General features: G+C 61.5%; 9 protein-coding genes and 1 pseudogene. 4 read left to right on the top strand and 6 right to left on the bottom strand.

Translation table 11 applies throughout. The features are described 5' to 3' along the window. Window positions 1-7: 7 nt before the first annotated feature. From GSQ90_RS10565 to GSQ90_RS10555, 3 genes are all read right to left on the bottom strand, one after another. Window positions 8-1,471 carry a glycoside hydrolase family 15 protein gene (locus GSQ90_RS10565; protein WP_158814788.1) on the bottom strand — a complete coding sequence of 488 codons (1,464 nt, stop codon included), beginning with the start codon at window positions 1,469-1,471 and terminating at the stop codon, window positions 8-10. A 10-nt stretch (window positions 1,472-1,481) separates the two neighbouring features. After that, window positions 1,482-2,699 (bottom strand): glucoamylase family protein, encoded by a 1,218-nt coding sequence (locus tag GSQ90_RS10560; protein ID WP_246731517.1) that lies wholly within the window; start codon window positions 2,697-2,699, stop codon window positions 1,482-1,484. Window positions 2,700-2,808: 109 nt separating this feature from the next. Then, on the bottom strand, window positions 2,809-4,629 hold the full coding sequence (locus GSQ90_RS10555; RefSeq protein WP_158814786.1) for an ABC transporter ATP-binding protein/permease: 1,821 nt from the start codon (window positions 4,627-4,629) through the stop codon (window positions 2,809-2,811). A 144-nt stretch (window positions 4,630-4,773) separates the two neighbouring features. On the opposite strand from GSQ90_RS10555, the gene GSQ90_RS10550 reads away from it, so the two are divergent. From GSQ90_RS10550 to GSQ90_RS10540, 4 genes and pseudogenes are all read left to right on the top strand, one after another. Continuing rightward, a complete protein-coding gene (locus GSQ90_RS10550; RefSeq protein WP_158814785.1) occupies window positions 4,774-6,912 on the top strand; it encodes a glycoside hydrolase family 3 N-terminal domain-containing protein in 2,139 nt (712 codons plus the stop codon). Window positions 6,913-7,026: 114 nt separating this feature from the next. Then, window positions 7,027-7,146, top strand: a pseudogene (locus GSQ90_RS32365) (IS6 family transposase); the annotation flags it as partial. A 248-nt stretch (window positions 7,147-7,394) separates the two neighbouring features. Further along, window positions 7,395-8,411: a Zn-dependent oxidoreductase gene (locus tag GSQ90_RS10545; RefSeq protein WP_158814784.1), complete on the top strand. Its 1,017-nt coding sequence runs from the start codon at window positions 7,395-7,397 to the stop codon at window positions 8,409-8,411. A gap of 318 nt (window positions 8,412-8,729) precedes the next feature. Continuing rightward, entirely contained in the window at window positions 8,730-10,241 is a 1,512-nt protein-coding gene (locus GSQ90_RS10540; protein WP_158814783.1) for a mannitol dehydrogenase family protein, read from the top strand. Between the two features lie 80 nt (window positions 10,242-10,321). Here GSQ90_RS10540 and GSQ90_RS10535 read toward each other — a convergent pair whose 3' ends face one another. Genes GSQ90_RS10535 through GSQ90_RS10525 form a run of 3 tightly spaced genes read right to left on the bottom strand, consistent with a single transcriptional unit; the run spans window position 10,322 to window position 12,969 of the window. Continuing rightward, window positions 10,322-11,059 (bottom strand): cyclase family protein, encoded by a 738-nt coding sequence (locus GSQ90_RS10535; RefSeq protein ID WP_158814782.1) that lies wholly within the window; start codon window positions 11,057-11,059, stop codon window positions 10,322-10,324. Window positions 11,060-11,074: 15 nt separating this feature from the next. Next, window positions 11,075-12,022, bottom strand: coding sequence for an ABC transporter permease (locus GSQ90_RS10530; RefSeq protein WP_158814781.1), 948 nt, complete (start codon window positions 12,020-12,022; stop codon window positions 11,075-11,077). After that, a complete protein-coding gene (locus GSQ90_RS10525; RefSeq protein WP_158814937.1) occupies window positions 12,019-12,969 on the bottom strand; it encodes an ABC transporter permease in 951 nt (316 codons plus the stop codon). Before GSQ90_RS10525 ends, GSQ90_RS10530 begins: the two co-directional genes overlap by 4 nt. Window positions 12,970-12,973: the final 4 nt, after the last annotated feature.

The following is a 12,973-nucleotide window of genomic DNA, read 5'->3' as shown; positions in this document are numbered from 1 at the left end:
CGCCGCCCTAAAGTGGGTCGACGGCGCGAAAGGCGGCCCGTCGGGACGCCACCGCGGTGATGAGAGCGGCATGGCTCCAGGCGAGGTTTTTGGCCGATGTCTGTCGCCCCGTCGCACGATCAAACTGCTCCGACAACGCCCCAGAGGCCGGCGCATAGGCGCGAACTGTAGCCATGAATCCGTCGCCGCGGCTTATGAGCGCGTCAAAACCGCTGTGCCCATCAGATGGGTCGGCGATAACGCCAGCCAATAGGCTTTGGCCGTCTAACGCCGCGGGGACTTGCGCACGGCCGGCCACAGCGCCGGCGAGGCGAAAGAAAAACTCCGCCGCCGCCAGCGTCGAAAAATAATAAGCGCCGCCGCTGTAATAAAGGTCGCCCGAATATCGCCCCATCGCCGGGCCACGACCGGGAGGCAAAGATTTGTTGATGGGATAGTCCTGGATGAACAGATTTTCCAGGCGCCCCAACGTCGCCAACGCCCTCGGGTCGGTCACGCTGTGCGGACCCGCTCCGCGCCGGGCGTGAATCACCGCGAGAATCGTCGCGCAGTCGAGCTCCTTCGCCATGTTATCCGCTGTTGCGCCAAGGCGGCTGAGATAGAATCCCCTGTCGGCATCCCAGTGGCCATCGAGACGTCGGGCGATTTCGCGCGACGCGGTCCGGTAGGCGTGAGCGCAGTCGTCGCCGGCGATCTCATCCAGCCATTCCGCGCCATCCGCCAGCGCCGCGTATTGGACCAGACGCGTATAATAGTGATGGCCGAGCTCCTCCTCCCAAATGTCGAAGGAAGGCGCAGTCCAGCGCCGATGGGTGAACGCCAGATCGGCGTCGACGAGCGCGCGCGCTACGGCGCGCGTATCGGGATCATCGAAGAAGCCTCGCCGCCACAAACGCATGACCGTAAGCGCGCGCAGGGCCGGGCCATCGTGCTGCGGCCGCGCCCATTTGGTGATATCAAGCGTTCCGTCGGGATTGACGCGCGTCTCGCCGAATACGGCGTCTCCAACAACCCCGCTCAATTCCGGGGCGGAGCGCATATATTGCTGGAAGGCCGGATTGGCCGCGCGAAGCGAGGCCCCGCTCCGCAACGCACCGCGCCCGTCCAGATCGCAAAGCGCGAGGCTAAAGCGAAGAAAATCGCGGATGTCGTCGAGAGCGTCCCGCGCCAAGGCCCTCTCTTCGATGAGTACGCCGACAGCGTCGATCACGATGGCCGAATCCCGCAGCCAATGGAAGAAATAATCGGGATCTGGATCGTAAGAAGCGATCATTGGCGAAGCCAGCACCGATCCTTTTACAGGCCGGATGGTCTGTCCGAAGCCGGGGCGTTCCTTGACGAGATGAATGGCCGAAACGCTTTGCAGCATCGCCGCCGCGGACAAATGAAATTGCCGGTCCATCCAATCGCCGAGCGACGACTCGCCGTCGTGGAACGCCGCGTCATCGCCGGCTGAACCTTCTCTCGGCATCGCGCGTCCTTCAAGCCAGATGCGGGCTTTCGAAGCTGAGCCTTTTCAGGCCGATCCGCACGTCAGGATCGCTCATGAACAGCTTCCACAACAACCCCGTCCGGTAATTTTCGATCATCGATACGATCGGTCCCTGATCGATGGCGAGATAGGTCTTGGCGTACCAATTCTTGCCTTCGCAAAAGGCGTCGGTGAATCCGAAGCGGCCCCATATCCTCTCGCCGACGCCTTCATAAAAATACCGGAGCGCGCGCATCGCCTGTTCCGGCGCATAGGGGAAGCTCGACAGCGCCGCTGTTGGGGAGATGACGCCATTGTCGTTGTCGGGCGCATGCGCCGCGTAGCCGGCGGGGTCGTCGCTCGCCGTGAGACCCCAACAGGAGGGTCCATAGCCTTTGTGGCCATGCGGATTGCGCGCGCAATGCTCATAATTGATCAGCGTATGCTGCACGTTCTGGCGCCAGTAATCCGCGTATCTATCTTTCAGCCCCCGCGGATCGAGACCGCAGAACGAATATTGGCTGAAGAACAGGGGGCCGCCATAATCGGGGCCGAGCGGCAATTCGATGTCATAGTAGCGACGGCGGTTGTCGAAAGCGCGGCTTTGCGCCCAACCTTTGTGATAGACGTCCGGATCGATCGGATAGGTCGGCGAGGCCGCGGCGAGCACATAGGCGATGAGACATTCGTTCCAGCCGCGAATCTCGGCGTCGGCGCTCCAGCCGTTGTTCGGGCTCCAATGCCAGGTGAGCACATGGCGACCGTCGCGCGTGTGCCAATTCCACTCGGCGTCGCGCCATATCCAGGTGATCTGATCCCGCAGGTTTTTCTCCGCGGCCATATCGCGATCGAAATATTGTCGCGCGCATAAAAGCCCCTGGAACAGATAAGCGCTTTCGACGAGATCGCTGCCGTCGTCTTTGCGGCCGAAAGGCATAGTCGCGCCGGTGCGGCCATTCAGATAGTGAGGGAACAAGCCGTGGTAGCAGGGCGTTCTCACCAGAAACGCAAGCATGGCGGTGAGGCGCTCGATGGCCTCGTCCCGCTTGATCCAGCCGCGTTCGGCGGCTGCGAGCATCGCCATGATTGCGAAACCGCAACCGCCGATGCCGACGCGATCGTTGGTCGGATCTGGAGATAGTCCGCAGCGGTCAAGCGCCAAACCGCTGACGGGATGCGCGCCCTCCCAGAAATAGCCAAAAGTTCGCCGCTGAACGAGATCGATCAAGGCGTCGTCTGATGATTCAGCAGGATGCCTGGCGTGCTGCGACCGCTTCCTGGATGCGCGTATTTCTGGAGTCGTCATGATATGAGGAATCCTGTTGGACCCGACGCCGTCAAGTTGCAGAAGCGGCGGGTTTTGTGATCTGCGCGGGGCGGTCGGGATAAACATACGGGGTCAATCGCGGCCCTTCGGGATTGTTGATCAGATGTAGAACGCGGGTGGAGAATCCCTCGCGCAGATCGCGGTGGCCGAGAACGATCACGCCCGTCCCCGCAAGTTCGGCGTCGAATATCGCGAGGATCCCTTCGCGGTTGCTCTCGTCGACAGAATCTAATGCTTCATCGATGCACACCCAACTCGGCTTGTGAAGCAACAGGCGAGCAAACGCGAGGCGCTGCAACTCGTCGCTCGCCAGCTCATTGTCCCAATTGGCGCTGCGATCAAGCTGCGACGACAAATGTCCAAGCCCGACACGACTGCAAGCCGCCGCGAGAGCGCTATCCTGAAATGTCGTGGCCGAGGAGGGATAAACCAACGTATCCCGCAAAGCGCCCAACGGCATGTAAGGGCGCTGCGGCATGAACATAACGCCCTGCGAAAGCGGAAGGCTGATGCGACCCGATCCCCACAGCCACAGGCCCGCGATCGCGCGGAACAATGTCGTCAGGTTGGTCCCGGCCTCGCCGACGATCAGAACATGCTCGCCCGGCCCGATTTCGACATGCTTGTCGCTGAGCGCGGCGCATCCGGCTGGAGATACGACGCTCAAATCATCGAGGACGATCTTACCCTCGTTAGGCTGCACGAATTCGATCCGGCCCACCTCCTCGCCCAATTCGTCCATGTCGACCAACGCTCGACGGAAGGAGGCGACGCGACGCAGCGTGGCCAGCCAATCGGCGATCGTGCTGAAATTGTCGACAAACCAGCGCAAGGCCTGCTGCACCTGGGTGAAGGCGCCCACCACCACCATCAGCCCGCCAAGCGTCAGGCCTCCGCCGAAAAATCCGGGCGCCGCGACCAGGATCGGCGCCACGATGGCGAACCAGCCATACCCGGCCGTGATCCAGGTCAGGCGCGTCACGCCGGTGACCAGCCGGCGCATAACGGCCAGGACGCGATCGAGACCGAGACGAAGATGCCGTTTTTCGTCGGCCTCGCCGCCATAGAGGGCGATGCCATCGGTGTGCTCGTTGATTCGCACCAAAGCGAAGCGCAGATCGGCCTCGCGGGCGTAGCGTTCGGCATTGAGGGGAATCAGCGGACGACCGACCCGCCAACTCAGCCAGGAACCGGTTGCAGCGTAGAAAAGAGCGCACCAGACCATATATCCTGGAATCGAGAAACTGCGCTCATGAATGGTGAAAACCACATTGGCGGAAAGAATCCACAGAACGCCGATGAAGCTGATCAGCAGGAGCGAAGCCTGAAAAAGGCCGATGCCGAGATCGGTCGACAGTTCGGTCAGATGGCGGGCGTCCTCATGGATGCGCTGGTCCGGATTGACGCCGATCTCGCCGGCCTCGGCGAGGCGAAAAGCGCGCTTGGGCCCAAGCCATTGATCCAGCAGGTCCTGCACGAGACTTTCTCTCAGCTTCAACTTCGTCATCTGATTGAGCCAGATCTGGGCGACATTCAGAATCAGCAAGCCCGCGACGATAACAATGAAGACGAGAAGCTGGTCGAGAAAAGCGCCAAAGTCCTTTTTGGCGAGAGCGTCGTAGAACGGCTTGTTCCAGGCGTTCAATTTGATTTGACCGTAAGCCGTAAAGCCGATCACGATCGCGATGGCTCCGCCCAGCATGAAAAGCTTCGTCCGCTCGGCCGAAGCCATGAAGGCGCGAAGCATCATCGTCAGCTCGGATTTGAGGCTGTCGCCAACCGCTTCCGCGTTCTCATCGGGCGCAAGAGCCTTGCTGGATTGATCCGCCATCAAGAACTGTCCGTTTCCTCTCCTGGCCCGCCCCCTTCCCTCGCGAGACGGTTGGGCTTCGCCATTATCGACTTTCCGGCATTGGGCGCATAGGCCTCCGGTGGTAGGATGTCGGTCAAACGATGACAAGATGAGGGATCGACGGTGAGCCGTATCGAGACGCTTTTGGCCGCCATGACCTGCGAGGAGAAAATCGGACAACTCGTCATGGCGACCGCCGGCTATGCGGTGACCGGGCCGGTGCTCGCGAGCGACGCTACGGAGGGCGTTCGCGCTGGACGGATCGGCGGCATGCTAAACCTCTGGGGAGCGGAGCACGCCCATGCGATCCAGCGAATGGCAGTGGAGGAATCTCGCCTTGGAATACCGCTCCTTCTTGGCTTCGACATCGTCCACGGGCACAGGACGATTTTCCCGATCCCCCTCGCCGAAGCCGCGTTGTTCGATCCCGTTCTTTGGGAGCGCACGGCCCGCGAGGCGGCTGTGGAGGCGACGCGCGACGGCCTGGCCGTCACTTTTGCGCCGATGATCGACGTCGCGCGCGATCCGCGCTGGGGCCGGATCGCCGAGGGGCCTGGAGAAGATCCCTGGGTGGCGGCGCGCTTCGCCGAGGCGAAAGTGCGCGGCTTTCAGGGAAGCAACCTCGCCGCAGCCGATAGCCTGGTCGCCACGGCCAAACACTTCTGCGCCTATGGCGCAGCGACGGCGGGACGCGATTACGCGTCGGTCGATGTGTCCGAGCGCAGTCTACATGAGATCTATCTGCCGCCGTTTCAGGCCGCCATCGCCGCCGGCTGCGCCGCGATCATGCCAGCCTTCAACGATATCGCGGGCATACCGATGACCGCCCATGTTGCACTACTGCGCGATTGGTTGCGCGGACAGGCCGGCTTCGACGGCGTCGTGATCAGCGACTATAACGCCATCGCCGAGCTTGTGCCCCACGGCGTCGCTGGCGACCTTGTCGAGGCGGCCGCGCTGGCGCTCAAAGCCGGCGTCGATATCGATATGATGAGCAATGCCTATTCCCGAGGCCTTCCAATGGCTCTGGATCGTGGCCTCATCAGCATCCATGATATCGATGAGGCCGCCTTTCGCGTCCTGACGCTCAAGCAGCGGCTCGGACTGTTCGACGATCCCTATCGGCGCGGCGGCGCCGGAACGATCGACCCCTCCGCAGAGCGCGCGCGCCGCGAACTGGCCCGCGATGTGGCGCGCCGCGCCATCGTCATCCTGACCAACGCCGGCGTCCTGCCGCTCGCGAGCGGGGCGCAACGGATCGCCGTCGTCGGACCTTTGGCGGACGCTCGCGCCGATATGCGCGGATCTTGGTCGGCAGCGGGCGACGCCAACGATCCTGTGACCATTCTCGAGGGTTTACGAGCCGCGCTGCCCCATTGCGAGATCGCTTATGCGCGAGGCGTCGACATCGAGAGCGAAGACGTCAGCGGTATTGGCGAGGCGATTGACGCGTGCCGCTCGGCCGATGTCATCCTGATGTGCCTGGGCGAGGCGGCTTCGATGAGTGGGGAAGCAGCGAGCCGGGCCGATCCTGTCCTGCCGGGTCGCCAGCGTGAGCTTGCCGAGGCGGTGCTTGATCTCGGGAGGCCCGTTGTCGCATTGCTCTCTTCCGGACGCCCGTTGATGGCGTCCTGGCTGGTCGAGCGCGCCGATGCGGTGGCGGCGACCTGGTTTTTGGGCTGCGAGGCAGGAAACGCGATCGCAGACGTGGTGACCGGCCGCTTTGATCCGACCGGCCGGTTGCCCGTCACCTGGCCACGCGACATCGGGCAGTCGCCGATCTTCTTCGCCGCCAGACCCTCCGGACGGCCGGCCAATCCTGCGGATCATTTCACCAGCAAATATCTCGACATGTCGGTCGAACCTCTGTTCCCCTTTGGGCACGGCCTGTCGTACACCCGGTTTGCGCTCAGCAACCTGCGCCTCAGCGCCGAGACATTCAGGCCAGGCGACGACATCGTCGCGTCGGTGGATGTCGTCAACGAAGGATCGCGCCTCGGCGAGGAGACAATATTCCTGTTCATTCGCGACGTCGTGGCGAGCGTCGCGCGACCCTTGCTCGAATTGAAGGGGATCGCCAAGATCAAGCTCGCGCCGGGCGAGCGCAGCGCCGTCCATCTGTCGATTCCCGCGTCCGCCTTTTCATTTCTCGGACTGGATTTTCGACCAATCATCGAACCGGGCCGCTTTGAACTATCGGTCGGGACAAGCGCTGACCGGACGAACCTCATCACGGTAAGCGTTCAAGCTACGGCCGGCTGAAGTCTTGAAAATGCATCGCGTCTCATCGACTTGGAATCGATGGACGGCCGTTCAGGCGAAACGCGCAGACGTTGCGAGAAAATCGGCGCGCCGAGCGCGGTCGCCATATAGACGATCAGATTGGTGCGGTTCCCGCCCGAGATCATTCAGCGGGCGATTTGGCTCGATCTCCGGTTCGCCTTGAGCTTGCGCGATGGCGATGATTTGTTGGCGCAGCGTGAGATTGCGGTCTCGCCGCGGCGATGAACACGTCGCGCGCAGCCTTCGCGACTGCCTGGCAAGTCACTCCCGGCACCCTCATCGCGGTCCCTATTCTACAATGTGACAAGGCCCTCGAAACTGAGGCGCGCTGCGAAACGAGGCCGGCCTGTTTCGACAGGCCATCCACGCCGCTGGCGCCATTCGGCAAGCCGACCCGCACTCCGCTTGACTGTCGATTCTGACTGGGCAATTGTCGACTAGTATCCAAGCGAAAGAAAACAATGGTTGCCGTGATAGTTTCCAAGCCTTTGGCTCTCGAAGTGAAGCCAAGCGCCGCGCCAGCGCCGAAGCCGGATGAGGTGGTGATTCGAGTTCAACGCGCCGGCATCTGCGGATCGGACGTTCACATCTTGCATGGCTCCAATCCATTCGCGGTCTATCCTCGCGTGATTGGCCACGAGTTCGCAGGCGTGGTGACAGCCCTCGGTTCGGGCGTCACAAGCATCAGAGAAGGCCAGCACGCAGTGGTCGACCCTGTCATTTCTTGCGGACATTGCTACCCATGCGGGATTGGCCGTGCCAACGTCTGCGCCAATCTTGAGGTCATAGGCGTTCATCGCGACGGCGGGTTCCAGGATTTTATTGCTGTGCCAGCCGGTAATGTTATTCCTGTTCCCGCCAATATGTCGTTCGATCGCGCGGCTCTTGCCGAACCCTATTCAATCGCAGCGAACGTTCTCGCGCGGACCGGATGTGGTCCGGATGATACAGTTCTGATCTATGGAGCAGGCACAGTCGGCATCACCGTTCTGCAGGTCGCCAAGCTCCATGGCGCACGCTGCATTATCGCCGACATCGACGAGGCGCGCCTTGAACGCGCCAAGCTTTTCGGCGCCGATGTCGTCATCAATTCGCGACGGCAGCCCGTCCCAGAAGCGGTCAAACCGGAGACGAACGGACTGGGACCGACTGTGGTAATCGATGGGGCCGGCGTACCACCCTTGCTCGATGAGGCCTGTCGTATAGCCTCTCCGGCAGGTCGGATCGGACTGCTTGGATTTTCCCCCGCGCCGTCAGGTCTTAGCCAGCAAGAGATGGTGCGAAAGGAGTTGACGATAGTGGGTTCGCGTCTGAACCGACGCCTTCTCCCGCAAGTGATCACGTGGCTCGCCGAGGGACGCTTGAAGCCGGAAAGCATGATTACGCAGGTGTTCGCAGCCGCCGACGCACGGTCCGCCTTCGACCTCATAGAAAAAGATCCGCAGAAAACCCTCAAGGTTCAGCTCGATTTTTCTTGATGAGCGATTTGGGCCCCGCTGCTTCATTCTTGTGAAGGCGACAGCGCGCTGTCGGGCTCGTTGCAACTATCGGCCCGTGTCCAGGAGAGATTTACCAGAATCCCTAGCCATCAATGCCGCGTGCGAACGGGATGTCCGATCTCCACACCGCGATTTTGATGGCGCAGCGGCTACGCCTTGCCGACCGCGAACGTCGAGAGAGCTTCGCCTGTTCTCGCTCATTCGGTTCCGCGCTTTGTCGCATCGAAGCTTGGTCGCCGATTCCCACTAGAAGTGCGCGATCGCCAGCGAGCATGACAGACAGAGGAACATGACGATATGGACCAACCCTCCGCCCCCCGACTTTCCCTCACAACCATGGACTCGGCCCGGAGCGGCGCGGTTCGGTTTGGTTACGATCGATCGCGCCTTCGGCCGCGAATCGTTCATCTTGGGCTGGGCGCCTTTTTCCGGGCGCACGGAGCTCTTTTCACGGAAGACGTGCTCGCAGAAGGTGGCGGCGATTGGGGCATCGTGGGCGCCAGCTTGAAGCGCCCCGAGCAAAGAAACCGGCTGTTGCCGCAAAACTGCCTATACACGGCCGTCGAGACGGGTCCGGCTGGTCAGCAAGCGCGGCTTGTGGGCTGTCTGCTGGATGTGTTGGTCGGGCCAGAGAGTCCGGGCGCCATTCTCGAGCTGCTCAGTGGGCCAGACACAGAGATCGTCACGCTGACGGTGACAGAAAAGGGCTATTGTCATGATCCGGCTTCCGGACAACTCAACGCCGATCATCCGGATATTCGCCGCGATCTGGCTAATCCCGATGCGCCGCAATCGGCCGTCGGTCTCCTCGCTGGAGCCCTGGCGCGTCGACGTGCGGCCGGACTTCAGCCATTCACTGTGGCGACCTGCGACAATCTTCCCCGCAATGGCGCGCTGCTAGCACGATTGGTCGGTGATTTCGCAGCGCTGCGCGACGACGCGCTTGCGTCCTGGATTGAGAGCTACGTCCCATTTCCCAATGGCATGGTGGATCGGATTGTTCCTGCGGAGGCGCCGGGCGATCTGGATCAGGTCGAGAAGCTGATAGGGCTGCTTGACGCCGCTCCAGTGATGCATGAACCGTTTCGTCAATGGGTGCTGGAGGATCGTTTCGTTAATGATGTCCGACCGTCCTGGCAGCGAGCGGGCGCGCAGTTCGTGTCGGACGTCGCACCCTTCGAACACGCAAAGCTCAGGATGCTGAATGGCTCGCACTCTGCCCTGGCCTATCTTGGTTATCTGGCGGGGCACGAGACGATCGTCGATGTCGTGTCGGACGAAACCTTCCGGAAATATATCAAACGATTTTGGAGCGAGGACGTAATCCCCGTGCTGCCCGCGCTTCGCGGAATGGATCTGGATCGCTACGCGGATCAACTTCTCGCCCGCTACAGCAATCCGGCGATCCGGCATCGCACTTGGCAGATTGCCATGGACGGTTCGCAAAAGCTGCCGCAACGCCTCCTTTCGAGCATCCGAGATAATCTCAGGCGGAATCGCCCGTTTCCGTATTTGGCGCTCGCCGTGGCCGGCTGGATGCGTTACGTGACGGGCGTTGACGAGAAAGGCGGCGTCATCGATGTTCGGGATCCCCTGGCCCGACTGTTGCGCGAACGGATTGAAGCCGCCGGCGACACGGCGGCTGATCAGGCGCGTGCGCTCATATCGGTCGAAGCTGTATTTGGCGACGACCTGAAGGACAGCGCCGAGTTTGTAACAGCGGTAACGAATTCATATGGTCGATTGATTCGAGACGGCGCGCAAAGAGCGGTGGCGGGTCTCGTTGGCGATTATATCGGCCCTCATTGACAAGAGCCTATACGCCTAACTTTGCGGCCCCAAGGATATGCGAAGCGAACGCTGGACCGCCTCAAGGGGTTTTGGATTTTTTAGACACATTGTGCGGACTGTACGAATGCGATCGCGCGCAGGGGAGAACCAGATCCATTGACGATCGGCAACGGAAGCGTCGCCAGGTAGCAGATCGGCGGGAGGATGCCGAGACGGGCGAAGTTTTCCCCTATCAGAATGCCGGCTCCCAGCAGGATATGGTGAGCGGGAAAATCGCTGCTGCCAAAGCAGTCGATCGATAGGCAGTCCGAGCCAACGATTCGCACCCCGCGCGCCGCCAGCAGCTCGCAGGTGGCCGAGGAAAGCCCCGGCCAGTCCGCTAGGAACTCGCGCGGATGATCATCCCAGAACCGGTCCCACTCGAAATGGAAGAAGACAGCGTCGTCCTTGGCGATCGGCCCGTTCTTGGCCTCCCAAGCCATGACGACTTCTGGCTCTACAGCCGCGCGGGGGGCCATACCTTTCGTGTGGATTGTGGCCATGCGGCCGAAGAACTTTTCGAGGGGCGCTTCCGAAATAGACCAGCCGCCTGGCGTTCCGATGAAATGGGACGGCGCGTCGAAATGGGTTCCGGTGTGCTCGCCCATGGACAGGGCGTGGAAGCAACTGACGTCGCCGCGCTCTAAGGATTCTACGACCTCTTGACAAAAGAGAGGATGGCTTGGCCACACTGGCATTCCGGCCTTGAGCGGATGGGTGAGATCGACGAGCTTTGCGGCCGCAACCGCTTTTAAAAGCGCGTCTACGGAATCTGGAGGAGAAGCCCAATTGGTCATGACCTTTAACCCGGCTCAGCTTCCGCGGGCGCGCGGCGCGATTGCAACAATCAAAATGATGAGAACGCCGGTGAGCAAGAAACGCACTCCAGCCTCGAAGTGAAACGTATTCAGCATCGTCGCCATGAGATTGAAAAACAGCGCCGCTCCCCAGATGCCGAGCGGGTTTGCCTGACCTCCGGCTACGCTGGTCCCTCCCAACACAACGACAGCGATGGACTCCATGAGATAAGTGTCGCCCATATTCAGCGCCGCGCCGCCCGTGAAGCCGGACAGCAGAAAGCCCGTCAATGCGGCCGCGGTCCCGCACAGCATGTAGGCCGTCAGACGAACGCGGCCCACTTCGACGCCAGCGAGATCCGCGGCCCGTTCGCTCTGACCGGCCGCGAGCAACTGACGGCCGAAAACGGACCGACGCAGGACAATCATCATAACAAGCGTCAGGATCATCACCGCGACAGGCATCGCTTGCACGCCGCCGACACGCCAAACCGCGAACCACGACAAGATTTCCGGCGGCTTGAGAGTCGCCTCTCCGCCGAAATTGAAAGTAAAGGATTGAAAAACGAAGCTCCAGGCCAGAGTGGCTATGATCGGCGGCAGACGCAGCGCCGTGATGGCAAGAAAATTGAGAGCCCCGGCCACGGCGCCGACAGCCAGTGCGGCCAGCAGACCGGGCGCCGTCATACTATTGCTTTCGTGCATGATCGTCATAGACACGTAGGCGGCGAGCGCCATGACCGACGGCACGGAAAGATCGATATTGCCCGGACCGGAGGCGATCACCAGCATCTGTCCCGTTCCGACGGTGACGCTAAAGGCGCCAAACGCCAAGGCGGCTGACAAGGTCGAGCCAGCGCTGCCCAGTCCAGAATAGACCGTAGTCGCAATCCACATCGCCAAGGCGACAATGAAGCCATAGGTCCACGGCGCTATGACGACACGCGGATGCGCGAGACTCATTGCGTTCGCTCCGCGGTCAAGGCTCGTCCGGCGAGGACCAGAAATAAGATCACGCCCTGCGCGCCGATTTGCCATGTTGGCGGCACTTGCAAGAAACTCAGCAGTGAGCCGGCCAACGATAGCGTGAGCGCTCCAATCACCGCGCCGACCGGCGACACCATACCGCCCGTGAAAGAACCGCCTCCAAGGATCACGGCGCCGACGCTCAACAAGGTATATGCCGGCGCGACGTTTGGATCTCCAGAGGTCGTAAGACCGGTCAGCGTGAGACCCGCCAGCAAGGCGAGCAGCCCAGCGGCAGCGTATGTCGCCGCGCGTATCCCGATAAGCGACCAGCCTGCGCGCTCGACCGCGCGAGCGTTCGCTCCGGCTCCACGCAGCACGGCGCCGTAGGACGAGCGGGTGATGAAGAAATGCCCTACCCCGGCCGCCAGGATCGCGATCCAAATCGGCAAAGGCAAACAAGGCGGCCGCCAACTCATGAATTCGCTGAGCCAGTCCGGCGCGGATCCCCCTGGAGACGGCAATAAGATGATCGACGCGCCAAGCCAGATAAAGGACATGCCGAGCGTTACGATGATCGAGGGAAGCCGCTGCACGTAAATCAGGACGCCAAATGCCGCATAGGCGACGATCATGACGACATAAATCAGAGTCGCCTCGGCTGGCGCATTTTCAAGGTAGAGCGCCGTCACGCAAGTGGTGAGCCCCACGAAGCTCCCATTCGAGAGGTCGATGTCGCCCAGCATGATCACCAGCATTTGCGACAGGGACGCAAACACCAGCGGGATCGCGAATCTAAACAGGAGCGTGAAGCCGAAAAAGCTGAACGCCGCAGGTCGGATCCAGAAGATAATCGCTAGCATAATCGCCAGCGCCGCTACGGGCAGGCCCACCTGAACGGCATCCCTTAATCGCGGGACTCGCGACGCGACGCGTCGATGCATCGCC

It is taken from the genome of Methylocapsa sp. S129 (assembly GCF_009765995.1).
Classification (GTDB): Bacteria; Pseudomonadota; Alphaproteobacteria; order Rhizobiales; family Beijerinckiaceae; genus Roseiarcus.
Note: the sequence above shows the minus strand (reverse complement) of the source record. Positions and strands in the feature narration are given on the sequence as shown.

What these genes read in the sequence shown, in the direction of transcription:
- GSQ90_RS10545 (WP_158814784.1), top strand. Translation starts at nt 7,395, where the DNA reads ATGGTTGCCGTGATAGTTTCCAAGCCTTTGGCTCTCGAAGTGAAGCCA.
- GSQ90_RS10540 (WP_158814783.1), top strand. Translation starts at nt 8,730, where the DNA reads ATGGACCAACCCTCCGCCCCCCGACTTTCCCTCACAACCATGGACTCG.
- GSQ90_RS10525 (WP_158814937.1), bottom strand. Translation starts at nt 12,969, where the DNA reads ATGCATCGACGCGTCGCGTCGCGAGTCCCGCGATTAAGGGATGCCGTT.
- GSQ90_RS10535 (WP_158814782.1), bottom strand. Translation starts at nt 11,059, where the DNA reads ATGACCAATTGGGCTTCTCCTCCAGATTCCGTAGACGCGCTTTTAAAA.
- GSQ90_RS10565 (WP_158814788.1), bottom strand. Translation starts at nt 1,471, where the DNA reads ATGCCGAGAGAAGGTTCAGCCGGCGATGACGCGGCGTTCCACGACGGC.
- GSQ90_RS10530 (WP_158814781.1), bottom strand. Translation starts at nt 12,022, where the DNA reads ATGAGTCTCGCGCATCCGCGTGTCGTCATAGCGCCGTGGACCTATGGC.
- GSQ90_RS10555 (WP_158814786.1), bottom strand. Translation starts at nt 4,629, where the DNA reads ATGGCGGATCAATCCAGCAAGGCTCTTGCGCCCGATGAGAACGCGGAA.